At 41.3% G+C, this 24,341-nt stretch carries 24 protein-coding genes; 20 read left to right on the top strand and 4 right to left on the bottom strand.

All coding sequences use genetic code 11. The features are described from left to right. The first annotated feature begins 77 nt into the window (after nucleotides 1-77). From PVK79_RS15830 to PVK79_RS15820, 3 genes are read left to right on the top strand one after another with little or no spacing between them, the layout of a single operon-like run. On the top strand, nucleotides 78-368 hold the full coding sequence (locus PVK79_RS15830; RefSeq protein ID WP_257326150.1) for an alpha/beta fold hydrolase: 291 nt from the start codon (nucleotides 78-80) through the stop codon (nucleotides 366-368). A 6-nt stretch (nucleotides 369-374) separates the two neighbouring features. Further along, on the top strand, nucleotides 375-809 hold the full coding sequence (locus tag PVK79_RS15825; protein WP_257326149.1) for an alpha/beta fold hydrolase: 435 nt from the start codon (nucleotides 375-377) through the stop codon (nucleotides 807-809). After that, nucleotides 790-1,248 (top strand): GFA family protein, encoded by a 459-nt coding sequence (locus PVK79_RS15820; RefSeq protein WP_257326148.1) that lies wholly within the window; start codon nucleotides 790-792, stop codon nucleotides 1,246-1,248. The genes PVK79_RS15825 and PVK79_RS15820 overlap by 20 nt, the downstream gene beginning before the upstream one ends. 201 nt (nucleotides 1,249-1,449) lie before the next feature. Here PVK79_RS15820 and rne read toward each other — a convergent pair whose 3' ends face one another. Then, nucleotides 1,450-4,992, bottom strand: coding sequence for a ribonuclease E (rne, locus tag PVK79_RS15815; RefSeq protein WP_257326147.1), 3,543 nt, complete (start codon nucleotides 4,990-4,992; stop codon nucleotides 1,450-1,452). Between the two features lie 625 nt (nucleotides 4,993-5,617). Here rne and rluC point away from each other — a divergent pair. Beyond that, nucleotides 5,618-6,577, top strand: coding sequence for a 23S rRNA pseudouridine(955/2504/2580) synthase RluC (rluC, locus tag PVK79_RS15810; RefSeq protein ID WP_145233581.1), 960 nt, complete (start codon nucleotides 5,618-5,620; stop codon nucleotides 6,575-6,577). Between the two features lie 41 nt (nucleotides 6,578-6,618). Then, complete coding sequence (locus PVK79_RS15805; RefSeq protein WP_220491251.1) at nucleotides 6,619-7,218, top strand: HAD-IA family hydrolase; 600 nt, start codon at nucleotides 6,619-6,621, stop codon at nucleotides 7,216-7,218. Between the two features lie 18 nt (nucleotides 7,219-7,236). Here the strand turns inward: PVK79_RS15805 and PVK79_RS15800 are convergent, their stop codons facing one another. Next, complete coding sequence (locus PVK79_RS15800; protein ID WP_145233583.1) at nucleotides 7,237-7,830, bottom strand: Maf family protein; 594 nt, start codon at nucleotides 7,828-7,830, stop codon at nucleotides 7,237-7,239. A gap of 142 nt (nucleotides 7,831-7,972) precedes the next feature. Here PVK79_RS15800 and yceD point away from each other — a divergent pair, with 142 nt between their 5' ends. The 14 genes from yceD (at nucleotide 7,973) to PVK79_RS15730 (ending at nucleotide 19,772) form a co-directional block, all read left to right on the top strand. After that, complete coding sequence (gene yceD / locus PVK79_RS15795; protein WP_145233584.1) at nucleotides 7,973-8,497, top strand: 23S rRNA accumulation protein YceD; 525 nt, start codon at nucleotides 7,973-7,975, stop codon at nucleotides 8,495-8,497. A 9-nt stretch (nucleotides 8,498-8,506) separates the two neighbouring features. Next, a complete protein-coding gene (gene rpmF / locus PVK79_RS15790; RefSeq protein WP_002962381.1) occupies nucleotides 8,507-8,677 on the top strand; it encodes a 50S ribosomal protein L32 in 171 nt (56 codons plus the stop codon). A 12-nt stretch (nucleotides 8,678-8,689) separates the two neighbouring features. Next, the gene (plsX, locus tag PVK79_RS15785) at nucleotides 8,690-9,733 is read left to right on the top strand and encodes a phosphate acyltransferase PlsX (protein ID WP_145233585.1); all 1,044 of its coding nucleotides are present in this window, start codon (nucleotides 8,690-8,692) and stop codon (nucleotides 9,731-9,733) included. Between the two features lie 59 nt (nucleotides 9,734-9,792). Then, nucleotides 9,793-10,719 carry an ACP S-malonyltransferase gene (fabD, locus tag PVK79_RS15780; protein WP_145233586.1) on the top strand — a complete coding sequence of 309 codons (927 nt, stop codon included), beginning with the start codon at nucleotides 9,793-9,795 and terminating at the stop codon, nucleotides 10,717-10,719. A gap of 12 nt (nucleotides 10,720-10,731) precedes the next feature. After that, nucleotides 10,732-11,478, top strand: coding sequence for a 3-oxoacyl-ACP reductase FabG (gene fabG, locus PVK79_RS15775; RefSeq protein WP_145233587.1), 747 nt, complete (start codon nucleotides 10,732-10,734; stop codon nucleotides 11,476-11,478). Between the two features lie 240 nt (nucleotides 11,479-11,718). After that, complete coding sequence (gene acpP / locus PVK79_RS15770) at nucleotides 11,719-11,955, top strand: acyl carrier protein (RefSeq protein ID WP_016707440.1); 237 nt, start codon at nucleotides 11,719-11,721, stop codon at nucleotides 11,953-11,955. A 118-nt stretch (nucleotides 11,956-12,073) separates the two neighbouring features. Continuing rightward, a complete protein-coding gene (gene fabF / locus PVK79_RS15765) occupies nucleotides 12,074-13,312 on the top strand; it encodes a beta-ketoacyl-ACP synthase II (protein ID WP_149982366.1) in 1,239 nt (412 codons plus the stop codon). Between the two features lie 63 nt (nucleotides 13,313-13,375). After that, nucleotides 13,376-14,209: an aminodeoxychorismate lyase gene (pabC, locus tag PVK79_RS15760; protein WP_257326146.1), complete on the top strand. Its 834-nt coding sequence runs from the start codon at nucleotides 13,376-13,378 to the stop codon at nucleotides 14,207-14,209. Beyond that, nucleotides 14,203-15,204, top strand: coding sequence for an endolytic transglycosylase MltG (gene mltG / locus PVK79_RS15755; protein ID WP_257326145.1), 1,002 nt, complete (start codon nucleotides 14,203-14,205; stop codon nucleotides 15,202-15,204). The genes pabC and mltG overlap by 7 nt, the downstream gene beginning before the upstream one ends. A gap of 54 nt (nucleotides 15,205-15,258) precedes the next feature. Further along, complete coding sequence (gene tmk, locus PVK79_RS15750; protein WP_149982364.1) at nucleotides 15,259-15,888, top strand: dTMP kinase; 630 nt, start codon at nucleotides 15,259-15,261, stop codon at nucleotides 15,886-15,888. Nucleotide 15,889: 1 nt separating this feature from the next. Beyond that, nucleotides 15,890-16,786: a DNA polymerase III subunit delta' gene (gene holB / locus PVK79_RS15745; protein WP_149982363.1), complete on the top strand. Its 897-nt coding sequence runs from the start codon at nucleotides 15,890-15,892 to the stop codon at nucleotides 16,784-16,786. A gap of 7 nt (nucleotides 16,787-16,793) precedes the next feature. Next, nucleotides 16,794-17,120: a PilZ domain-containing protein gene (locus PVK79_RS15740; protein WP_145233592.1), complete on the top strand. Its 327-nt coding sequence runs from the start codon at nucleotides 16,794-16,796 to the stop codon at nucleotides 17,118-17,120. An 11-nt stretch (nucleotides 17,121-17,131) separates the two neighbouring features. Beyond that, entirely contained in the window at nucleotides 17,132-17,911 is a 780-nt protein-coding gene (locus tag PVK79_RS15735) for a TatD family hydrolase (RefSeq protein WP_182739752.1), read from the top strand. 7 nt (nucleotides 17,912-17,918) lie between these two features. Further along, nucleotides 17,919-19,772 carry a metallophosphoesterase family protein gene (locus PVK79_RS15730; RefSeq protein WP_257326144.1) on the top strand — a complete coding sequence of 618 codons (1,854 nt, stop codon included), beginning with the start codon at nucleotides 17,919-17,921 and terminating at the stop codon, nucleotides 19,770-19,772. Here PVK79_RS15730 and PVK79_RS15725 read toward each other — a convergent pair. Beyond that, nucleotides 19,769-20,593 (bottom strand): polysaccharide deacetylase family protein, encoded by an 825-nt coding sequence (locus PVK79_RS15725; protein ID WP_257326143.1) that lies wholly within the window; start codon nucleotides 20,591-20,593, stop codon nucleotides 19,769-19,771. The genes PVK79_RS15730 and PVK79_RS15725 overlap by 4 nt on opposite strands. Before the next feature lie 294 nt (nucleotides 20,594-20,887). Between PVK79_RS15725 and PVK79_RS15720 the strand changes: the two genes are divergently transcribed. After that, a complete protein-coding gene (locus PVK79_RS15720; protein ID WP_182732681.1) occupies nucleotides 20,888-22,159 on the top strand; it encodes an IS4 family transposase in 1,272 nt (423 codons plus the stop codon). A 527-nt stretch (nucleotides 22,160-22,686) separates the two neighbouring features. Here PVK79_RS15720 and rsmF read toward each other — a convergent pair. Then, nucleotides 22,687-24,123, bottom strand: coding sequence for a 16S rRNA (cytosine(1407)-C(5))-methyltransferase RsmF (gene rsmF, locus PVK79_RS15715; protein WP_145234083.1), 1,437 nt, complete (start codon nucleotides 24,121-24,123; stop codon nucleotides 22,687-22,689). Nucleotides 24,124-24,341: the final 218 nt, after the last annotated feature.

The following is a 24,341-nucleotide window of genomic DNA, read 5'->3' as shown; positions in this document are numbered from 1 at the left end:
ATTTTTGTGCACAAAAGCACTTGGCCAAAATCAAAGTTCAAGTATTTGAATGCTAACGTTGGGTGTTGAATTTAAATATGAAAATTATACTGCTTCCTGGCCTTGACGGGACTGGCCGCCTGTTTGCTAAATTGACAAAAAACTTGCCTGAAAATATAAATACTGAAGTGATCTCATATGAATCACTTGAAGGCGTAACTTATGCTAAACAAGCGGCAGAAATAGCAAAGCGTTTTAAAGATACTGATATTTATATTGTCGCGGAGTCTTATTCTGGGCAGGTGGCTTATGAGCTTTATAAGCTACTTGGCTGTCGTGTGAAAGGCATCGTATTTTTGGCCAGCTTTATCTCAGCGCCTTCTTTGTAATCTAAGTTGGCAGGCTTTTTACCCGTTAGCTTACTGTCAGCAAATTATTTAAGTAACAAGCTACTTTATCTGTTTGGTTTTAGTTTAACGGGTGGCCAAACGTTGGTTTATCCCGTATTTGCTTCGCTGCAAACAGCGAATAAACGTAAACTCAAATTAAGATTAGGCAACATAGCTGGCCTTTCAAAACAACAGTGCGAGTTAGATTGCCCAGTGACTTATATTCGCCCTAGTAGAGATTTACTGGTAAGCGCGAGTGCGGTGAAGTACTTAGCGTCAATGTGTTCCAGCTTCAGCCAAGTTGAGATTGAAGGCGGACATTTTATAGCGCAATCAAACCCTGTAGCATGTGCTAAGGTTATTTGTGATACATTCAACGTAGCATCGGCGTTGATAAAATTGAACTTAAAGGAAGATTATAATGGACAGTACATCTCATAAAACAAAAGGCCATTGTCGTTGTGGACAGGTAAAGTTTGAAGTTAGCGCAAAGCCAATGATCACCATGGCTTGTCATTGCACTGGTTGTCAGAAAATGACGTCTAGCGCATTTAGCTTAAGCTCATTATTCCAACGAGCTGCCTTTTCTATTACATCTGGAACGCCTGTTATTGGCGGGCTGCATGACAGCAGTACGCAGCACTTTTTTTGTGGACACTGTATGAGCTGGTTATTTACCCACCTAGAAGGTTTGGATGATTTTGTAAATGTTCGCTCAACAATGCTAGATGATTCTCGCACCTACAAGCCATTCATTGAAACTTACACGGATGAAAAACTTGAGTGGGCGAGCACGGGGGCAGAGCACAGTTTTTGTAAGTTTCCACCGCAGGAAAAGTTTCCTGAATTGCTTCATGAGTATGCGCAAAAACAAGGATAAATACAGCGTTATCTTTCATGCGCTTTTTATAAATAACAAGTGCAATGTGCTGTTTGTTTTCCATCACTATTTATCTAATATCTCTGCTTTAGCTAGAGCCTAGTAAATCGTTCTTTTTAACCTTATAACTGCTATTAAAAAAGCCGCGTTAATTTTCATTAACGCGGCTTTTTAGTGTGCTTTTAAGCTAAACCAAAAGTGTTAGTCAACACTCATGGTTTTAGTCATTGCAGCATTCGCGCGACCAGCTGGTTTGATAGAACCTGCACGTAAGCCGCTATCTGGAATAGCGTCACGTTTGTCGTGTGCCATCGCTTTTGGCGTATGGGCGACTTCGCTATCTGCAACGGCAGTAGGTTGTGCCATTGGCGCACTTGCTTTACCTGAAGTGATCACTGTTTTAGTGTGCGCTACAGGTTTTGCAGTAGGCTTAGTCTCTGCCATTGGTGCTTCCTCAACAACTACTTCTGAAGCAGGTTCCGCAGCAACTGGCGCTTGTTCAACCACTTCTTCAGTTGGTTCAGCAGCAACATGCGCTTGTTCAACCACTTCTTCAGTTGGTTCAGCAGCAACATGCGCTTGTTCAACCACTTCTTCAGTTGGTTCAGCAGCAACAGGCGCTTGTTCAACCACTTCTTCAGTAGGTTCAGCAGCAGGTGCTTGTTCAACCACTTCTTCAGTAGGTTCAGCAGCAACTGGTGCTTGTTCAGCCACTTCTTCAGTTGCTTCAGCAGCAACAGGTGCTTGTTCAACCACTTCTTCAGTAGGTTCAGCAGCAACTGGCGCTTGTTCAACCACTTCTTCAGTTGCTTCAGCAGCAACTGGCGCTTGTTCAACCACTTCTGGAGTCGGTTCTGCAGCAACTGGCGCTTGTTCAACCACTTCTTCAGTTGCTTCAGCAGCAACAGGTGGTTGTTCAACCACTTCTGGAGTCGGTTCAGCAGCAACAGGTGGTTGTTCAACCACTTCTGGAGTCGGTTCAGCAGCAACTGGCGCTTGTTCAACCACTTCTTCAGTTGCTTCAGCAGCAACAGGCGCTTCTTCAATTACTTCTGGAGTAGGTTCTACAGCAACAGGTGCTTGTTCAACCGCTTCTGGAGTAGGTTCAGCAGCAACAGGTGCTTGTTCAACCGCTTCCGGAGCTGATTCAGCAACGGCAGGTTTTTCTTCAACTTGCTTATTTTGCTTGGCTTTTAACTCAGCTTCATATTCAGCAGCGGCTTGATCTGCAACTGGAATAAATGCTGGTGGTTGTGTACCTTGCGTTGGCGTAGCTTCTTCACCCTCAGGACGACGACGGCGTTGCCCAGCAGCACGTAAATGACGTGGAGAACGGCGTGAACGCGTACGCGTTTGGCCTTGCTCTTCATCAGTCGATGTTACTGTCTCTTGCTCGTTTGGTGCCGTCTGTTCAGCTTTTTTCTCAGGCGCTTCAACAGCCGTTGTTTCAACAGCAGTAGCCTCAACAGGTACTTTAACTTCTTCAGTTTGAGTTACAACTGGCTTAGTTGGCTTGTCATCAACAACAGGCGTAGCTTGTTGCTCTGCGTCATTGTTGGTTGTAGCCGGTTGTGCATTTTCATCTTGTAGGCGAACTTTTTTACGTAAGTTACGGCGCTGACGACGAACCTTAGGTTTTTGCTCCGTTGCTTCAACAACGACATCTTGGTTTGGTGCAACGTCTTTTACGTCAGCTTTTGCTTCGGTTTTTTCTGCTACTACTTTGCTGTCATCGTTACGGTTATCGTTACGCTTACGTGAGTTAGGATTGCGACGACGTTTGTTACGGTTATCGTTTCTTTCCTGTTGCTCGTTGTTTTGCGTGTTTTCAACTGCTGGCGTTTCTTCAGCTACGCTCTCTGTACGCTCGCTTTGCGGTTTAGTGCGTGAATTATTGTTACGACGGCGTTGGTTATTACGACGACGTGTATCACCGTCATTGTTACGACGTGGATTATTACGAGATTCACTCGCTGTTTTTTGCTGCTGTTGCTCTTTACTTTCTGTTTGCTCAGCAGGCGTTGCAAATAAAGCCTTAAACCAATTGCTGATGGTAGTAAATAAACTTACCTGTGGCTGGGCTGCAACACTTTGTGGTGCCGCTGCTGGGGTTGCTTGAGCCTGAGCCTGAGCTTGTGGTGCTGGTGTTGATGGCATAACTACGCCTTTTAACACCGGCTCTTCACGTACCGCAACCGTTGGTGTTTTTGATGTTTCATACACTTCTTGTTCAGGTAATGTGATTTGCTCGTAGCTTGCTGCTTCAATTGTTTCATCTTTACGCAAACGCATTACTTCATAATGTGGTGTATCCATATGTTGATTTGGAATGATCACCACATCACAGTTATGACGTTTTTCGATGCGATGCACGCTACGGCGTTGCTCATTTAACAGATATGAGGCAACCGCTACAGGTACTTGGGCATTAACTTGTGAGGTATTGTCTTTAATCGCTTCTTCTTCGATTAAACGTAGGATTGACAATGCAATCGACTCGTTTGAACGAATAGTACCTTGACCACTACAACGTGGGCATGGGCCTTGGCTCGCTTCACCTAATGAAGGGCGTAGGCGCTGACGCGACATTTCAAGTAAGCCAAAACGCGAAATTTTACCAATTTGTACACGGGCACGATCTGGACGAACAGCATCTTTTAAGCGATTTTCTACTTCACGTTGATGGCGCGGTGGTGTCATATCAATGAAGTCGATAACGATTAAGCCACCTAAGTCGCGTAAACGTAATTGGCGAGCAATTTCGTCTGCAGCTTCTAAGTTGGTATTAAGCGCAGTTTCTTCGATATCGCCGCCTTTAGTGGCTTTAGATGAGTTGATATCGATAGAAGTAAGTGCTTCAGTTGGGTCAATAACAATTGAACCACCAGAAGGTAAGCGTACTTCACGTTGAAACGCAGACTCAATTTGGCTTTCGATTTGATAATGAGTAAAAAGAGGCACTTCACCTTGATAAAGTTTTACACGGCTCATGAAGTCAGGGCGAAAACGCTCAATGTGCGCTTTAGCCTCTTCAAATACACGGGCTTTATCAATTAGGATCTCACCGATGTCACGGCGTAAATAATCGCGAATCGCACGGAAAATCACGTTGCTTTCTTGATGAATTAAGAACGGTGCTTTACCGCCATCAGAGGCTTGCTGAATCGCATCCCAATGAACAAGCAGCGCTTTTAAATCGTAGTTTAGTTCTTCAAACGATTTACCAACACCGGCAGTACGCACGATTAAACCCATGCCTTTAGGCAGTTCTAAACGACTTAAAGCTTCTTTAAGTTCAGTGCGTTCATCACCTTCGATGCGACGAGAAATACCGCCAGCACGAGGATTATTAGGCATTAAGACTAAGTAGCTACCTGCAACACTAATAAAAGTGGTGAGGGCTGCGCCTTTTTGGCCGCGTTCTTCTTTGTCTACTTGGACAATAACTTCTTGACCTTCTTTGATCACGTCACGAATATTCGGACGACCATGGAAAGTATAACCTTGTGGGAAGTAAGTACGGGCTATTTCTTTTAAAGGAAGGAATCCGTGACGATCAGCGCCGTAATCAACAAAGGCGGCTTCTAATGACGGTTCTATACGAGTGATTTTGCCTTTATAAATATTGGCTTTTTTTTGTTCGTGACCCGGGCTTTCGATATCTAAATCATACAGGCGCTGGCCATCAACCAGTGCTACGCGCATTTCTTCTTGCTGCGTCGCATTGATTAGCATACGTTTCATATTGTTACTCTACTGTGTTATGTCTCTGACATGACGAAACTTTTCGCCTGTTCAGTTGCTCCCATCGCTTCTTTTTGTACAATCTCACGACTGGGTCTGTGGGGGAGCTTGGTACTGTATCCGTACTCTAAGTATCTTTATGGTGCTGGCTGACAATAACGTGTTGTCACGTTATTAAATTCTATTATGGTGCCAAAACTATCGGCTGTTTTTTTACAGTGACGTATTCGAGTTCTGTCCAGAGTCGACCATTAATTAAATTAACTTGTACGGTTACAACACATCTGCTGAACGGCGTATTGTACGCCGTCACGATCAGACAAATTATCTGTTCAAATTGCTTTTTTCATCAACATTAAATAACACTTCATGCTCAAACTTAACTGGCGATATATTACACGCATCGGAGTTAATTGAAGGCACGTGTAAACTGGGTATGTATAAAAGCTTTGGAAAACTTATCTCGGATCTGTATGATCAATTACCCAGAATGTGCATCACGAATGTTTTAATGTGTTAAAAAGCACCGTTGTTATTTGCAAATATATATTTGCGCCGGTGATTATCCCATTATTATAACTGTGTTAGCAACTAAAATTATTTTACTTAAATCAGTGATTAGGCAATGTCAGAAAAAACCGGCTTACAAGTATCTTTCGTCACGATTACCGAAGACCATTTAGGTCAACGGATTGATAACTTTCTTATTACTCATTTAAAAGGGGTGCCTAAAAGCGCTGTGTATCGAATTCTTCGCAAAGGGGAAGTGCGGGTTAATAAAAAACGCATCAAACCTGTGTATAAATTACAACTCGATGACATCGTTCGTATTCCACCAATACAAATAGCTGAACGTGAAGAGTTTGTGCCTAAAAATCTTGATGTAGTGACCAAACTTGAAGAGGCTATTTTATTTGAAGATAAATACCTTATCGTCATTAACAAACCATCAGGCATGGCTGTGCATGGCGGCAGTGGGCTCAGTTATGGTTTAATTGAAGCATTGCGCGTATTGCGCCCAGATGAGCGCAGTTTAGAGCTTGTACATCGTTTAGACCGTGATACATCAGGCTGTTTGTTAATCTCGAAACGTCGTTCAGTGTTGACCAGCTTGCATGAACAGTTACGTGAAAAAACCATGGAAAAGAATTACTGGGCATTGGTTGATGGGCAATGGGATTCTAAAACTAAAAATGTCACCGAAGGGCTGCGTAAAAACACCCTACAATCAGGTGAACGAGTAGTACGTGTGGATAACGTTGAAGGTAAACCTTCACATACTCGTTTTAAAGTACTGGAGCGCTTTGCTGAATGTTCGTTAGTGCAGGCATCACCAGTAACAGGTCGTACTCACCAAATTCGTGTGCATACACAATGTAAAGGTCATGCAATTGCTTGTGATGATAAATATGGCAACCAAGCATTTGATGCGGCGATGCGTAAAGTGGGATTAGGGCGATTATTTTTACATGCGCACGATTTGAGTTTTTATCATCCAAAAAATGAAACTACTATGCGAGTAGAAGCGCCGCTTGATAAAGCGCTGGCTAATTGTATTAAAACGTTACGTGCCGCAAAACCGTGAAACCCTATAAATTAGTTATATTTGATTGGGATGGCACGGTGATGGATTCAGTGGCTAAAATAGTTAACTGTATGCATCAATCCGCGAGAGTCTGTGGTGTAGTTTGCCCCAGTGACGAGGCGGTTAAAAATATCATTGGTTTATCACTTGAGCAGGCCGTGACGGTGTTATTTCCTCAGCAGAGCCATTTACACGCTGATTTAATCGCCGGTTATAAGCATCAGTATAAACATCTTGATAATACGCCTACGCCTTTATTTGCTGATGTAGAACAGACTTTAGCGGCATTAAAAAACCGTGGCGTATTGTTAGCTGTTGCTACTGGCAAAAGCCGAGTCGGCCTTGAACGCTTGCTGGATGAAACACAGTTACGGGATTACTTTGTAGCGACCCGCACCAGTGATGATGCATTGTCAAAACCAGCTCCTGATATGTTGTTGCAACTGCTCGATGAACTCAATATTAGCCATGATGATGCGCTGATGATTGGCGACACCAAAATAGATATGGCGATGGCAAAAGCGGCCAATATTGACCGTTTAGGTGTAACTATGGGGGTGCATAACGCCCAGCAGCTAAACGAGTTTACACCGATTGCGACAGTTGATTCGTATCAGCAACTAGCTGCGCGTTTAGTTTAAGTCGTAGTGAATAAATAGTTAGTCTTGATTACTTAACACATCCAGATCAAACTCAGTCAATAATTGGCTGAGTTTGATAAGTGGTAAACCAATCAAGCTATTAGGGTCATCACCGCTAAGCTTTTCAAATAAACAAATACCTAAGCCTTCGCTTTTAAAGCTGCCTGCACAATTGTAGGGTTGCTCTGCGTCACAGTAAGCAGATATTTGTGCTTGTGTCAGTGTTCTAAATGTAACATTAAAGGGTTCAACTAGGGTTTTTGTTTTATTGCTTTGAATATCATAAACACATAAGCCCGTTAGAAATGTGACTGTATTACCGCTAAATAAACTCAGTTGTTTAATGGCATTTTCTTTGTTGTGTGGTTTACCTAAGATTTGTTGCTCAAATACGGCAACTTGATCAGAGCCAATTACTAAGCCTTGTTTAAAAAGGGCAGTGGCTGCGCGTGCTTTGAGTTCACTTAAGCGTTTTACAAGTTCAACAGGGGCTTCATTGGGTAGTGCTGATTCGTCAATATCAGGTGAAAAACTGTCGAACGGCAGATTAAATTTTTGCAATAAAGACTGACGAAAGGGTGAACTTGAGGCTAAAATAAGCGGGTGCTGCATGGATTGTTTTCCTAATGAAAATCAGATTGAGTTAGGATAAATCAGATCCGTTGGCAAAACAAAGAAATGAATCGCGAAAAACCAGCTAAAATTGGTTTTTTACTTTGACTAACCAAGTAACTATCTATATGATGCAGCCCCTATGCAAAAGGTGAAAATTCCCATCACTCTTCATCCAGGCAAGGCAGCGCAACACCGTTTAAAGTATGACGGCATTGTACCGCTTGAAAAACTTACCCGTTTACGGGAAGTTGTGCAGGAAGAAGTAGGTGAAATAGCGGTAAAAATTCATTGCAAAAACGATGATCAAGGTTTCGCTGTGATTAGAGGCAATTTGTCCACACATGTTACTGTCACTTGTCAACGTTGTAATGGTGATTTAGGGTTGGATTTGGTTCAAGACTTTGTTTATTCACCAGTCGGTGAGGATACAGAGTTAGAGATTTTTCCAGAAGACTACGATGAAGTAGCGCTTGATGAAAATGGTGAAGTTAACGTTTTTGATTTAATCGAAGACGAACTAATTTTAGCCGTGCCATTAGTTGCTACCCACAACGAAGCTTCATGCAGTTATTCAGCAAAGCCTGCCAGCTTTGGTGTTTTAAAAGCGGAAGATGATAAACCAAATCCATTTGATATTTTGAAACAACTTAAGAAAGATTCTTAGGAGAAGACTATGGCTGTACAAAAAAGCAAAAAGTCTCGTGCAAGACGCGGCATGCGCCGTTCACACGATGCGATCAGTGGTCCAACTTTAACTGTAGACCAAACATCTGGTGAGACTCATCGTCGTCACCATGTGACTGCAGATGGTTACTACAAAGGCGTTCAAGTAATTTCTAAATAAGAGATTGCTTTTATGCTGACCAATCTAACAATTGCGTTAGATATGATGGGGGGCGATTATGGCCCCCGTTCATCTATCCCCGCAGCCGTTAACGCGGTAAATGCAAATGCCAACCTAAGATTGATCTTATGTGGCAACGAACAAGTAATATCTAAAGAACTCGAGTCTCTCGATTCTCTATCTCATCCTCGTTTAATAATTCGTCATTGTAGTCAAGTAGTCACCAATAGTTGTGAACCGTCTTCTGCTGTGCGATCTAAAAAAGATTCCTCAATGCGCGTTGCTCTTGATTTAGTTAAATCAGGTGAGGCACAAGCGTGCGTTAGTGCCGGAAATACCGGTGCATTATTATTTATGGCTCACTATGTGCTGAAAATGTTGCCAGGCGTAAAACGTCCTGCATTGATCTCTGCTGTGCCAACTGAGCGAAAAAATCCGGTTTACTTACTTGATTTAGGTGCGAACGTGCATTGTGATGCACAAACCTTATATCAATTTGGCATTATGGGTTCGGTTGTCGCAGGGCAAGCACTGGGCTGTGATAGTCCAAAAGTGAGTTTATTAAATATTGGCTCCGAAGACATTAAGGGCCATGAAGATATCAAACAAGCTGCACAACTGATGCAACAATGTAGCTACCTTAATTATACTGGTTACAGCGAAGGTAGTGATATTTTTACTGGTAAATCAGATGTGATCGTCTGTGAAGGTTTTGTGGGCAATGTGGCTTTGAAAACCTGTGAAGGGATTGCCAAGCTGATTATGTTTAAGCTTACCAAAGCACTGCAAAAGCACTTTTTCTATAAATGTTTAGCATTTATGTTACAGCCAGTAATAAAAAAACTCTATAAACGGGTGAACCCCGACCAGTATAACGGCGCTTCTCTGGTAGGATTGCGCGGTATTGTCGTAAAAAGCCATGGAAATGCCTCAGCTAAAGCATTTCATGCTGCTATCGACGAAGCTGCTAGAGAGGTGGAACGTCAACTTCCTGAAAAAATTGCAGCTATCTTCGAGCAAACACATTCAACTAAAAAAGTCGCAACTGACGATTAATTACTATCTCAGGTGCGTACTTAAAAATTTATTTATTTGTTTAATTAAAAGAGCAAAGTATGGCACAAAAAATTGCACTTGTTTTTCCGGGTCAAGGCTCACAATCTGTGGGTATGTTAAGTGAACTATTAGAGCAATCTGATATTGTTAAAGCGACGTTCGCGCAAGCATCAGCGGCACTTGGTTATGATTTGGCTGCATTAGTACTTAATGGTCCAGAACAAGAATTAAATCAAACCCATCGTACGCAACCGGCATTATTAACAGCATCGGTGGCAATTTACCGCCAATGGCTTGCTGCAAATCCAGATGCAGACGTAACGATGGCAGGTCACAGTTTAGGTGAATACTCAGCGCTGGTATGTGCTGATGTGTTGAGCTTAGGCGAAGCTGTAAAATTGGTTGAAAACCGTGGTTTATATATGCAAGAAGCTGTGCCAGCAGGCGTGGGTTCAATGGCTGCGATCATTGGTTTAGGTGATGACGAAATTAAAGCCGCGTGCTTGGCATCAGCACAAGGTGAAGTGGTTGCACCAGTAAACTATAACTCACCGGGTCAAGTTGTGATTGCAGGTCATAAAGCCGCAGTAGACAGAGCATCAGAAGCGTGTAAAGAAGCCGGTGCAAAACGTGCATTGCCTTTATCGGTAAGCGTACCTTCACATTGTGAACTAATGAAACCAGCGGCAGAAAAATTAGCAAAAGATTTAGCTGCTTTAACATTTAATACACCTAAGTGTGATGTAATTAATAATGTTGATGTAACAGCTGCAAGTTCAGCGGACGCTATTAAAGATGCATTAGTGCGTCAACTATACAGTCCAGTACGATGGACAGAAACAGTACAAGCATTGGTAGCGCAGGGCATTACCCAAAGCTACGAGTTTGGCCCTGGGAAGGTGTTAACGGGTCTTGCTAAACGCATTGATAAAGCAATGGTATGTGGTTCGGTGAATAGCCAAACTGCCATTGACGAAGCAAAATAAGAGTAGGAAAAAATGGCAAATTTATTTTCGTTAGAGGGCAAAGTTGTCCTAATCACAGGCGCTAGTCGTGGTATTGGTAAAGCAATCGCCACTACATTAGTAGCACAAGGTGCTAAAGTTGCTGGTACTGCAACCAGCGAGTCCGGTGCTGCAAATATCAGCGAATACTTAGGCGAGAATGGTAAAGGTTATGCGTTAAACGTAACTGATCCTGCGTCGATCGAGGCGACACTTGCTGCGATAAAAGCAGATTTAGGCGATATCGACGTATTAGTAAATAATGCCGGTATTACTCGCGATAACTTACTTATGCGTATGAAAGATGCAGAGTGGGACGATATCATTGATACTAACTTGAGCTCAGTTTTTCGTTTATCTAAAGCAGTGTTACGCCCGATGATGAAAAAGAAAAACGGTCGAATTATCAATATAGGTTCAGTTGTTGGTACAATGGGTAATGCAGGGCAAGCTAACTACGCAGCAGCTAAAGCGGGTGTAATTGGTTTTTCTAAGTCGTTAGCGCGTGAAGTTGCTTCTCGTGGTATTACAGTCAACGTAGTTGCTCCTGGTTTTATTCAAACAGATATGACCGACAGCTTAACTGACGAGCAAAAAGCAGCTACGCTTGCTAATGTTCCTGCTGGGCGTTTAGGCCAACCGGATGAAATTGCCGCCGCAGTATGTTACTTAGCATCTGATGCAGCAGCGTATGTTTCAGGCGAAACTTTGCACGTAAATGGTGCGATGTACATGGTGTAAGGAACTTTGTTCCTATTTTGTTTTGAGGCGGCTTGTCGAAAAATGTTGAATTTTTTGTTAACTTGCTTTAAACATACTTGAATTCGTGCTGAAAATAAGCGATAAAAGACACAAATAACCGTCAAGAGGTTTGACCAGATAAAAAATTATCAGCAAATCCTTGAATCACAGAATTATGCGCCGTAAACTACGCCGCAATCTGAAAATAACGCATTGGCGTTTTTAATAAAGGAAAGAAGAATGAGCGACATCCAAGAACGCGTAAAGAAAATCATCATTGAGCAACTAGGTGTTAAAGAAGAAGAAGTAAAGCATGAAGCTTCTTTCGTTGATGACTTAGGCGCAGATTCACTTGATACTGTTGAATTAGTAATGGCTCTTGAAGAAGAGTTCGATACTGAGATCCCAGATGAAGAAGCTGAAAAGATCACTACAGTACAAGCTGCAATCGATTACGTAACGGCTCACGCTGAGTAATCAATCGCATATTAAGGGCAGCGTTCGCTGCCCTTAATCTATCTATACCCTGTATTTCCACGCATTTGGGTATTAATACCCACCAGAAAAATAATAATTCCCTTATTGGAGGCAAACCGTGGCTAAACGTCGAGTCGTCGTAACTGGCTTAGGAATGTTGACGCCGCTAGGTAATGATGTTGAATCAACCTGGCAAGGCTTGTTAAATGGCAAAAGTGGTATCCAAACTATCACTCATTTTGATACATCTAGTTTTGGCACCAAGTTCGCTGGTTTGCTGAATGATTTTGATGCGTCAGCCTATATGCCGGCAAAAGATGCTAAAAAAATGGATTTGTTCATCCAGTATGGCATTGCAGCAGGTGTACAAGCACTACAAGATTCTGGCCTTGAGATCACAGAGCAAAACGCAGCCCGCGTTGGTGTTGCTGTGGGTTCAGGCATTGGTGGTTTAACACTTATTGAAGAAAACCACATAAAGTTATTAAACAGTGGCCCACGTAAGCTTTCTCCTTTTTACGTGCCGTCGACCATTATCAATATGATCTCTGGTCATTTATCGATTATGCACGGTCTACGTGGTCCAAATATCTCTATCGTGACAGCCTGTACAACAGGTTTACACAACATTGGTCACGCTGCGCGCATGATTGCTTATGGTGATGCTGATGCGATGGTTGCCGGTGGTGCAGAGAAAGCCTCAACGCCAATTGGTATGGGTGGTTTTAACGCTGCACGTGCGTTATCAACCCGAAACGACGATCCGCAAGCTGCATCACGTCCATGGGACAAAGACCGTGATGGCTTTGTACTTGCTGATGGTGCAGGTGTTATCGTACTTGAAGAATACGAGCATGCGAAAGCCCGAGGTGCAAAAATCTACTCTGAGTTGGTTGGTTTTGGTATGAGCGGCGACGCTTATCACATGACGTCGCCACCAGAAGATGGTGCCGGTGCAGCCTTGGCAATGGAAAATGCTTTAAACGATGCGCAAATCAATGCAGATCAAGTGGGTTATATTAATGCTCACGGTACATCGACTAACGCTGGCGATAAAGCAGAAACCTCTGCGGTTAAGTCAATTTTTGGTAATGCAGCCAAAGATGTGATGGTGAGTTCATCAAAATCTATGATGGGTCATTTACTCGGTGCAGCAGGCTCTGTTGAATCAATTATCACTATTTTGTCGTTACAAGATCAAAAAGTAACACCAACAATTAATCTTGATAACCCTGATGAAGGCTGTGATCTGGACTACGTTCCACACACGGCTCGTGATGCGAAACTTGATTACGCATTATGTAACTCATTTGGTTTTGGTGGTACTAATGGCTCGTTGGTATTTAAAAAGGTATAATCTTTTTTAACAACGAGACAAAATAAGAGCCCAGTTGTTACTGGGCTTTTTTATATGCAAAATATGCCAAAACAAAAAACTCACATAGCGCAAACAATAAAATTAGTCACGCCACAGCAAGGCGTTAGCATAAGTAGCAATGATCGCGGCTTTAATTATGGCGATGGCTTTTTTACAACTGCAAAAATAGTTGATGCTCAAGTAGAGCATTGGCCACTTCACAGTGCACGATTAGTTGAATGCGCGCAGCGACTTAGTTTTGGTGAGCTGGATTTATCGGCACTGCAGCAAGCAATCGCTAAGTATATTAAGACGGTTTCGCTGGGCGTTTTAAAAATAGTGGTTACACGTGGTGAAGGAGGGCGTGGTTATGGCCTTCCGGAACAAAGCAATTTATTGATTGTACTGTCGCTATTACCGTTTCCTTCACACTACGCTCAATTAGCACAACAAGGTATTAAACTCGCTATTAGTCCTGTGCAACTTGCATCGCAACCATTGCTTGCTGGTTTGAAAACGTTAAATCGTTTAGAGCAAGTAATGATCAAACGCGCCATGCAAGGGCAAGATTGTGATGATGTACTGGTGTGTGATTATCACAATAATGTGATTGAAACCTCTGCGGCAAATATTTTTGCTATTAAAAATGGTCGAGTTTTTAGTCCAAGTTTGCAAAACTGTGGTATTCAAGGGGTTTATCTGCAATCACTGTGTGATAAGTTAACCATTGAATTTACTGATATTAAGCTAGAACAATTGCTGCAAATGGAGGCAGTATTTAGTTGTAATAGCTTAATGGGAATTGTGCCTGTTACAGCGATTGATGGTATGCAGTTTGAGTTAGCAAATAGTTTAGTATTATTGCATGGTTTATTTACCAAGGAGTCTGCGTGTTAAGAGTGATTATATCGATTGTGTTGCTAGCATTATTGGTAACTGGAGTTGGTTATCAACAGTTGCAAGCAACTATTAACAGTAGTTTAAAAGCGCCAGCGAATACGTTGTTTGAAGTTAAAAAAGGCACGGGGTTTAATCAACTCTGCCAACAGTGGCAAGCAAAAAAATGGTTAGATGGGTGCTTACGTTATCAGATACTCGCGAAACTCGATCCGACACTGACGGATTTAAAAGCTGGTTTATATCAACTTAATAACGCCACGGTGCTTGATAACATTCGGCAAATCAATCAAGGTAAACAAGTAAGCTTTAGTTTTACAATTATTGAAGGTCAGTCACTTCGTGACGTGTTAGCGGCAATAAGTAAAGCCAAGTATCTTCGTCAAGATTTAAGTCTTGGTGAGCTATCTCAGCAAATAGTCGGCTCTGAGCAGCATTTAGAAGGGTGGTTATTTCCTGATACCTATTATTATCATGCTAATGATACGACAAGCTCAGTGCTCAAACGAGCGCATAAAATAATGCAAAATGTACTTGATGAGGCTTGGCAAAACAGGGCTGCTGATTTACCGTTTAAAACGGCCTATGAAGCATTGATTATGGCCTCAATTATTGAAAAAGAAACAGGCCTTGCCAGCGAACGGCCATTAATAGCCTCTGTATTTACTAATCGACTAAATACAAAAATGCGCTTGCAAACTGATCCAACAGTGATTTATGGCATTGGTGCTGACTTTGATGGTGATATAAAACGTAAAGATTTAACTAATCATACTCCGTATAATACATATAAAATTAATGGCTTACCGCCTACGCCGATTGCTATGCCGTCAAAAGCGGCAATACTTGCAGCAGTCAATCCACCTGAGTCTGAGTACCTTTATTTTGTTGCCAAAGGCGATGGTAGCCATCAATTTTCTAAAACCTTAAAAGAACATAACAAAGCAGTACAAGATTACTTACGTTATCAAAAACAGTTAAGCAAATCAGAGTAAAGAATATAAAACGAGAAAGCCGATTAATGCTTTTTCAAACTAAAAAGAGAGATCATGACAGCAGCAAAATTTATTGTGATTGAAGGCTTAGAAGGGGCCGGTAAATCGACAGCTATAGCAATTTGCCAACAGTTTTTAGAGCAGCACAAAGTTGATTTTATTAATGTACGCGAGCCCGGCGGCACACCCATCGCTGAAGCACTGCGCACTATTGTAAAAGATAACCATGTCGAACAGATTGCCAGCGAAACAGAATTACTGCTGATGTATGCAGCCCGTTCGCAACTGCTACATAATGTTATTCGTCCAGCACTTGCTAAAGGACAATGGGTATTAGGCGATCGTCACGATCTATCATCGCAGGCTTACCAAGGCGGCGGACGTGAAATTGCCGCTACTACGTTAGATTCTCTCGCCAATATTGTATTAAAAGGTTTAAAACCAGATCTCACCATTTATTTGGACATTGAACCTGCGGTGGGCCTTGCCCGTGCGAAAGGACGCGGTGAGCTGGATCGCATAGAACAACAAGCATTGAGTTTTTTTGAACGTACCCGCGCACGCTATTTAGAACTCGCAAATAGTGATGACACTATTAAAACAGTTAATGCAGGTCAAAGTATGCAATTAGTACATCAAGATATTATTACCGTGCTTGAACAATTTATGAAAAGTAACAATTAACATGATTTATCCTTGGCTTAGCAATGTTGAGCAGCAATTAGCAGCCAGTTTTAATGCTGGGCGTTTTCACCATGGACAATTATTTAATGGTCAACAAGGTGTTGGTAAGCGCGCCTTAGTGGAGCAGCTGGCTAATGCATTATTGTGCTTGTCTGCAACTAACTTAGTCCCTTGTGGGCATTGTAAGAGCTGCCATTTAAATCAAGCGGTTACTCATCCTGACAAATATGTAGTGCAAGCTGATGGACAAAGCATTGGTGTGGATGATATTCGCAGTGTCAGCGATTTCATGCATCAATCAGCGGCGCAAAATGCCAATAAAGTGGTGGTGATCAATGATTGCCATAAAATGACCACAGCGGCGGCCAATGCCTTACTTAAAACGTTAGAAGAGCCCAGCCCGCAGCGATTTTTGTTACTAACAACGAGTGCGACAACGCAATTACCGGCCACTATTTTAAGTCGCTGCGCGCTTACACAAGTAAAAGTGAATGACGCCAATGTTGCTATGAATTGGATTTCCCAACTGCACGTTCCTGCATATCCATGGTTAAAAATGTTTACCCAGCAGCCATTATTGATTGCCCGTTGGCAACAAGATGAGCAGCTGGAAGTAATCGATGAATTGTATAAGTTTGCAACTGAGCTAAAACAAGGCCATAATTTCAGTGCGTTAGTTGATATTATCAGTAAAGATACAGAGCGTGTTCGCGTCTTTTGTTTATTTTTAAGCGAACAATTAAAACAACAACTCATTGCTGGAATGGATTTTGATTCATATCAGAGTGCGCAAAATGCATTGGCCGAATTTGTGCAAAACAGTACACAGATATTAGGATTGAACTTGCCGTTGGCAGTGTCTCGTTTAGCGTATCGTTTACGTAAAAGCTATAAGTAGGATTATTGTGCAAGAATTATTAGTCGATTTAGATGATCTAGATGAATTATACCGCTGCTATATGCCGTATTTAAAAAATGGTGGACTATTTGTGCGCACTAATATGCGTTATGAGATGGGTCATTCATTGGCATTAAAAGTGACATTACCGGATGCGCTTGAAGATGATGTAATAACCGGAAAAGTTACATGGATCACGCCACAAGGCGCGCAAAGTTCTAATCCACCGGGCATTGGTATTAGTTTTATCGATGATAAAACTAACCTAAATGTGAAGATCGAAAAACTACTAGGGACTATGTTAAACTCTGGTAATCCAACTTATACCATGTAGTAAGCAGTAACATGATTGTAGATTCTCATTGCCATTTAGACCGACTCGATTTTGATAAACTCGATTTAAACTTAGACCAAGTACTTGATAGTGCACGGGCTAAACAAGTTGAACACTTTTTATGTGTGAGTGTCACACTTGATCAATTCCCTAGTATGCTAGAAAAAATTCAAGGCTATAGTGATGTCTCTGCCTCGTGTGGTGTTCACCCGCTTGATCAAAAAGACGCACTTGATAAACAACGCTTAATTGATTTAGCAAGCCACGATAAAGTAGTAGCAATTGGCGAAACAGGGCTTGATTACTATTATTCGAAAGACACCCATGCCGTGCAACAAGCAAGTTTTGTGGGTCATATTGAAGTGGCGAACGAGTTACAAAAACCACTTATAATTCATACTCGCGATGCGCGCGACGACACCATAAACTTAATGCGTGAACATAACGCACAAAAGTGTGGTGGTGTATTGCATTGCTTTACTGAAGATTGGGATATGGCTAAAAAAGCCATCGACTTAGGCTTTTATATTTCTATCTCTGGCATTGTGACCTTTAAAAATGCCGTAGAGCTTAAAGATGTTGTTAAACAAATCCCTCTTGATAGATTATTAATCGAAACAGACTCGCCTTATCTAGCGCCAGTACCGTATCGTGGGAAAACTAATCAGCCCGCTTATGTGCAAGATGTTGCTTATTACATTGCTGATTTAAAAGGTATTAGCTACAAAGAGCTTGCCAACGCGACTACGGAAAACTTCTACTCATTGTTCAACTTAGTGAACAAAGGTTAATTAGCATATGAGCACAGCATCACTTCCTCTATTAATAATGGGGCCGATGGTGCGCCGAGCTGATGCTGCAGAGGTTTGCATACAGTTTGCAACGTCTGTAGCATCACAATTTAGTATTGAATTTGATGATATAGACGTTTTTAGTGAGCAACAGAGCATTGCTTTAGGTACTCATCTTTACTTGCACTTTGTGATCGTAAAACCGATTGCCGCAACATTGCCTGTTAATCAGCTGATCAGCTACCGCCTATTAAACAGCAACTCAGACGTTGATTTAAGTGATTTTTGTTATCAAGGAAAAGCCACCCCTGAATTTGTGATCCCGCAAAAACTTGAGCAGATTTTACATGGCTCATGCCGTAATCCACATCATCCTGCAAAAGATAGCTTAGTGGCTGCGAATGATTTTCAACAGCAAAATCGCAGTGTAAATCAAACCGGGGCGGATGTTTTACTGCTCTCTGGTGATCAAGTGTATGCCGATGATGTTGCTGGTGCGATGTTATTAGCAATTGAACGACTGATCAGCGTATTAGGAATATACCAAGAGCAACCACTGGCAATTGATTTACCTGCACAGTTAAGTGAACAACTGTATCAGCGCCACTTATATTTACCGACGGTCCCTTGGCAAAAACGTAATAAAATAGGGGTTGGCTATTGGCTAAAAAAAGATGAGCCACATTTTTCAAGCTTAAAAGCTGCAAATCACTTGATCTTTTTTGAAGAGTTTATAGCCCTTTATTTACTCAATTTTAGCCCGTTACTGTGGGACTTAATTGACTTTGATAGTATTAGCTATCAAGCAAGCACACCCAAATGCCAGCAAGTTTTTGATAATGAAAAAGCAGCTTTAACGGATTTTAAAAATGGCTTAGTACACGTTCAGGTGCTACTAGCAAATATTTCAACGTTAATGATGTTTGACGATCATGATGTTACCGATGATTGGAACTTGACGGCTGGTTGGGAGCAGGTTATTTACCAACATCCAGTTAGCCGCCGTATTGTTAATAATGGCTTGATCAGTTATTGGCTGATGCAAGGCTTTGGCAATGATGCAGGTCATAAAACAGCCGCTTTACTTGATGCGTTTAAGACGAGTTTTTCTGAGCAAAAACAATGGCAATTTAAAGCGTTTGATAAAACCATTCTCGAGTTTAATCATTGGCATTATGAGCTGAATACTGTGCCTAAAGTGGTCGTGCTGGATACCCGCACTCATCGTTGGCGTAATGAGCAAAACTTTAATGAGCCCTCTGGTCTACTTGATTGGGAGCGTCTCACTGAGCTCGAAGACAGTTTAGTGACTCATGAACAAGTGATCATTGTCTCACCCGCACCGGTGTTTGGCGTTAAATCAATTGAAGCTATTCAGTCATTGTTTAATATTTGCGGACAGCCATTATTAGTTGATGTTGAAAACTGGATGGCCCACGAAGGCTCAGCTAAAAAGTTACTGGATACCTTTCGCCGTGACGATACCCCTAAAGAAACACTTATTTTATCGGGTGATGTACATTACTCATTCTGTTTTTCCGTACAGAAACGCTTTGGTAAGCACCCCAATAGAATTTGGCAACTTACTGCCAGTGGTATTAAAAATGAGTTTCCGCGTAAATTAATTTACGTGCTGGATAAGTTAGACTCGATTTTATACGCGCCGAAAAGCCCGTTAAACTTTTTTACAAAGCGTTGGCAGATGGAAGTCGATAAACATCAAACCATCGGGGAGGGGCAAAAATACTTGGTGAGTGATTCAGCGATTAGTTTGATTGAATTACAACAAGGAAAGCTGGCGCGTTATCAGTTACTCCATCCCGATAATCGCACCACAGAGTTTGATTTAAGCAATGATTAATTTAATGGTTTGCGCTGTTGTCTTACATAGTCGCTAACGTTACTTACTGTATCTAACCAATAACCGTTAGCAGGATCTTTCAGATAAACAAGCAATTGCTCGAGTACTTTTGCGTCAGTGGTATATTGATCTCCGTTACCAATTTCATGGCCCGCTAAAATCAACCAAGCATTATTTTCCCGTAATTGATCCAGCATGGTAATGATTTCATCAAAACTCATTCCGTCGATCCTAAGTCCTGTTAGCTGTGCAAAATCAGTAAAATTAGGATTATTAGCTGACTCATCTAACCAAGTTCGGCCGCTGTCAAAATGTTTAGCGATTAAAGGCACGTAGCTCTTAGTATCAATGCCCCGGCCAACAAATGTATTGCCGCACGGATAAGCAAAGGCGCGAGGGGTCACTCCTAAATGATCTTTTAGGTATTGCTGCGCTGATAAAATATCATTTTCAAGCCACTTGAGTGTAGTGTGTTCAAGTGATAAGTCTTGTGCTCTTAACCATTCAAAATTCCCTGTACATACGTGGCTGCTGGTATGATTTGCAATTTCATGGCCCGATTTTACCGCGTCTTGCCACTGAGTTAGGCGCTGCTTGACGTTAAAAGGGGAAACATAAAAAGTTGCTTTGACTTGGTGCCTGTTCAAAATCGCAGTGCCAACATCGACTTGGCTGTGACGAGCATCATCAAACGTGATACTCACAGCATTTTGCGCTTTATGCGGGTAATTAAAACCAAGGTATTTTTGCGACTCAGGATTGGCAATAGCAGAGAATGACAGTACTGAAATAGTCATGATCAATGAAGATATTTTTAACATGGTAGTCCTTACACTTTCTTTGGGCGTGTTGACCTTTTATGATTAATTTTGCAGCAGTATGTTTGGTATTTAGGCAAGGCAGAGCCTATGTAGTGTGGTTGTTCCCCATAAATAGGCGATAACGCAGTATAAATTCCAAACATGCGCTGCCCAAAGGGTTCTTCCTAGGGGCGATTAACTCTTTGTTACTTACATGGATGTCATAGGTAAGATCTTAAGAAATTGAGTTGAAGCTCAATTCATGATCAAATGGTTGTTACCACACAAACCACAGAATCAAGAAAAGAGCTTCAAATGAATGCTAACATTTTTATTAATAAGTTAAAAAGTATCCTAAGTGAAAAAAAACTGAACCGACTTGGTAAACAAGTAGCATTTACTAAAAGAGAAAGAAATATTACGGCATTTCATATGGTTGTTAGTCTTGTTGCTGCGCTTGGGGATAAAAAAACGATCTATTTATCCGAAATATTAAGAGTTTATAATCAGCTAACAGGGCAGTCTATTAAGTATAAGCCTTTTCATAACCAGTTAGTTAAACCTGAACTAGCTGAACTAATGCGAGAGGTAACAAATAGAGTTTTTAATTGTTGGATAAATGATGCGCTTAAGTACACGAAAAAAGATTTGTTCAAGTTTGAGAATATTTTAATTCAGGACGGTAGCTCTATTATGCTTCATCGTTCTTTAAAAGATGTTTTTCCTGGGCGATTTTCAAATACGTGTCCAGCAGCTATTGAATTGCATGCTACTTTAAATTTAACGCAAGGTTGCTTTGAAAAAGCAGGTATAACACCAGACAGTTACTCTGAACGTGAAGAACTTCCAAAATTTAAAGAGTTGAAAGGACAGTTGTTACTTGCTGATAGAGGATATTATTCAGGTAGCTATATTCATGAATTAGATAAAGCAGGAGGATTTTACGTATTAAGAGCGAAGGGATTAAAAGCAGTCAGAGTACATAATGCTTTTAAGCAAAATGGACAGGAATTAACAGGAAGTCATTCCCCAAAGTTATGTGAGTTGCTCCCCGAATTACCTAAAAATGATCTTATTGATATGAATGTTAGCATAAAAAACAAGCTAACAAGAGTCGTTGGGTATTGGTCAAAAAAAGAAAAACAATATACATTTTTAGTCACTAATTTATCTATTGATGAATTTACAGCGACTGAAATAGGCAAATTATATAGGTTACGCTGGCAGGTTGAATTACTTTTTAAGGAGTGTAAGTCTTATAATAATTTACGCGGCTTTCAAACATCAAACGCAACCTTACAAGAGGCGCTAATTTATGTAAGTTTAATAGTAACCACGCTTAAAAGGTTTTTAACTGGCTGTATTGAAAAGATATTCAAAACTGAAATGTCTACAATGACAGTAGCAAAAACAACGGGGGGTTGGTGGATTGGCATATTAACAGCGATTATTAGGAAGCATAGGAAAGGATTGTTAAATGCAGTTAATGGAGCATTTGACTTTCTGAGGAAAAATGCAGCTAGGGCGCACCCCAAACGCGATCGAAAAACAGGAGTATTTCAGTATGGGGTAGAGCCAAATTTTTAAGGCTGTACTTAATATTTTTCTTAAGTACCTACCTATGACATGGATGTAAGTAAGGGGCGTGAGCAGGACGCGGAAGCTTTGCTCGGTTTTTACTTAGCCCACTAGGTTACAAACCTCGCGCCGCGATTAAATCGCCCCTAGATTGAACAAATTTCCATCCACAAAGGTCAACACGCCTAGTCTATATATAGAAACAAGTTATATGTAATAAAGCAATGATTACCTAAGTGACTGAATAAATTTCAAGACGATAGCTTATTTATAGACAAAAAAACGCCCAGAACGAATCCGCATTGTTCTGGGCTTAGGGGATGGCTCTAATGAGCCTGCGCTAACTTTAAAAACACCTTCTAAGTTCATTAAGGGAGAAGTAGAAAGTAATATTAAGTGTAGTTAACATATGTAAAAAACCCCAATAAATGATGATTTTTTATACTGCTTATAAAACAACTGTTTGTCTTAAAACGAAGCGCAAAGCTTAAATTTTATACATTGGTTGTTGCCAACTTATCCACACCTTATTATTATCACCAGCTGATCAGTTGAGTGTTTTGTACTAAATCTCGAGGTAAGGAGTTTTTAATTTTATTTTTTTGCCACTTTCCAAGCCCTATCGGACAGCCACAAAGGGTTAAAACCACTTCGCCAAGTGCGTTGCTAGGTTCGCTTAAACGAATATCTTTACCTTGAAAGTAGTCATTGGCCTGCTCGTTACTTAGCGCAATTACATTAGCCTTACATTGGCCACCAAATACGGTGGCAAATTCGTGGTTAAGACGCACCCCATTTTTGTGGATCATGCCGAGGTGGATACCAAGTCGCGCGTATTTTATTTTGTTTTCAATGGCGGCAAACTGTTCAGGGAATAGCCACAGTTCTTTATCGCGCTGCATTAGTGAGCCGCTGAGTGATGTCAGGTCAAATTGTTTTTTTAGCTCAGTGTAAAATGCTTGGCTGGATTTTTTGTCAAACGGCTGAAAAGGGAATGCACCTTTTTTTACTTTTTGATTTGGATTATCGCAGCTAGCAAGCTTTTTAAACTTAGCAATAAAAAAGCCTTCGCTGTCGAATGTTTGCGGCCAGACATGCAAATAGCCTTCGCTGGTTGTGGCTCGCTCTGCACCTGCAAACAAATGATCTAATGGTTGTATTTCAAGATGCTCTGCAAACTCAGTGAGAAGATATTCGCACACTTGCTGATTTTCGAGCGGGGTTAAAGTACAGGTTGAATAGACTAATGTACCGCCTGGTTTTAATGCATAGAAAGCGCTTTTTATTAAGTTTTTTTGCACTTTGGCAATATCAATGTTTGACTCAATCGACCAATTCTTTAAGGCATCAGCATCTTTTCGAACCGTACCTTCGCCAGAGCATGGGGCATCGAGTAAAATACTGTCAAAGCATTCATACATATAATCGCCAAAAATAGCCCCATCAAAATGCGACAATGCACAATTGCCAACTCCCATACGCTTTAAGGTTGCGCTGAGTACTTTTAAACGAGATGACGACAATTCATTGGCAACCAATACCCCGTGATTATTCATTAATGCTGCTAATTGTGAAGTTTTAGAGCCAGGAGCGGATGCCATGTCGAGCACATGAGTTGCATCAGTTAATGCGTCTTTGAGTGCTATTGGTGGCAGCATCGAACTGGCTTCTTGTACATACATAGCGCCACTTAAATGTAGATCCGTGTTACCCAGCGCCAGAGCTTGCTCTTCATGTTCACTGCGCTCTAACCAAAAACCTTCGCTACACCATGGGATTGGGCTTAATGTCCAGCCTCTATCAAGGGCATACTGCTGAAAATCCTCAACCGACATTTTAAGCGTATTGACACGTACAGATTTACGAAGCGGTCTGCGACAGGCATTGAGAAAGTCATCCAATGTTAGGTGTGCTGGTAAATAGGTCTTTACGTCATCTATAAAATGCTGGGGAATATAGGTATTGGCGTCCAAGGCAGTGCTCACAGAGAATTTTAAAGTTGTATTCTAGCATTATTAGTGGCTCAGAGCAGTGCCTTAAATAACCTTTTAAAGTATGCAAACCTGTCGACACTTGGTGCATAAATGTGTGTTTTAAGTGTTTTTAAACATTATTTATTATACTTATGTCGACAATAGCCGTTTTTAAACGCAGTTTTTACTGATTTAGGGTTGACACATTTACAGCTAAA

The sequence above is a fragment of the Pseudoalteromonas rhizosphaerae genome, assembly GCF_028885455.1.
Lineage (GTDB): Bacteria > Pseudomonadota > Gammaproteobacteria > Enterobacterales > Alteromonadaceae > Pseudoalteromonas > Pseudoalteromonas rhizosphaerae.
The sequence above is the reverse complement of the archived record's forward strand: the minus strand, read 5'-3'. Positions and strand labels throughout refer to the sequence as shown.

Excerpts from the sequence above, each read along its gene's own strand:
- PVK79_RS15830 (WP_257326150.1), top strand. The coding sequence starts at position 78 with ATGAAAATTATACTGCTTCCTGGCCTTGACGGGACTGGCCGCCTGTTT.
- PVK79_RS15820 (WP_257326148.1), top strand. The coding sequence starts at position 790 with ATGGACAGTACATCTCATAAAACAAAAGGCCATTGTCGTTGTGGACAG.
- rne (WP_257326147.1), bottom strand. The coding sequence starts at position 4,992 with ATGAAACGTATGCTAATCAATGCGACGCAGCAAGAAGAAATGCGCGTA.
- rluC (WP_145233581.1), top strand. The coding sequence starts at position 5,618 with ATGTCAGAAAAAACCGGCTTACAAGTATCTTTCGTCACGATTACCGAA.
- PVK79_RS15805 (WP_220491251.1), top strand. The coding sequence starts at position 6,619 with ATGGATTCAGTGGCTAAAATAGTTAACTGTATGCATCAATCCGCGAGA.
- PVK79_RS15800 (WP_145233583.1), bottom strand. The coding sequence starts at position 7,830 with ATGCAGCACCCGCTTATTTTAGCCTCAAGTTCACCCTTTCGTCAGTCT.
- yceD (WP_145233584.1), top strand. The coding sequence starts at position 7,973 with ATGCAAAAGGTGAAAATTCCCATCACTCTTCATCCAGGCAAGGCAGCG.
- rpmF (WP_002962381.1), top strand. The coding sequence starts at position 8,507 with ATGGCTGTACAAAAAAGCAAAAAGTCTCGTGCAAGACGCGGCATGCGC.
- plsX (WP_145233585.1), top strand. The coding sequence starts at position 8,690 with ATGCTGACCAATCTAACAATTGCGTTAGATATGATGGGGGGCGATTAT.
- fabD (WP_145233586.1), top strand. The coding sequence starts at position 9,793 with ATGGCACAAAAAATTGCACTTGTTTTTCCGGGTCAAGGCTCACAATCT.
- fabG (WP_145233587.1), top strand. The coding sequence starts at position 10,732 with ATGGCAAATTTATTTTCGTTAGAGGGCAAAGTTGTCCTAATCACAGGC.
- acpP (WP_016707440.1), top strand. The coding sequence starts at position 11,719 with ATGAGCGACATCCAAGAACGCGTAAAGAAAATCATCATTGAGCAACTA.
- pabC (WP_257326146.1), top strand. The coding sequence starts at position 13,376 with ATGCCAAAACAAAAAACTCACATAGCGCAAACAATAAAATTAGTCACG.
- tmk (WP_149982364.1), top strand. The coding sequence starts at position 15,259 with ATGACAGCAGCAAAATTTATTGTGATTGAAGGCTTAGAAGGGGCCGGT.
- holB (WP_149982363.1), top strand. The coding sequence starts at position 15,890 with ATGATTTATCCTTGGCTTAGCAATGTTGAGCAGCAATTAGCAGCCAGT.
- PVK79_RS15735 (WP_182739752.1), top strand. The coding sequence starts at position 17,132 with ATGATTGTAGATTCTCATTGCCATTTAGACCGACTCGATTTTGATAAA.
- PVK79_RS15730 (WP_257326144.1), top strand. The coding sequence starts at position 17,919 with ATGAGCACAGCATCACTTCCTCTATTAATAATGGGGCCGATGGTGCGC.
- PVK79_RS15725 (WP_257326143.1), bottom strand. The coding sequence starts at position 20,593 with ATGTTAAAAATATCTTCATTGATCATGACTATTTCAGTACTGTCATTC.
- PVK79_RS15720 (WP_182732681.1), top strand. The coding sequence starts at position 20,888 with ATGAATGCTAACATTTTTATTAATAAGTTAAAAAGTATCCTAAGTGAA.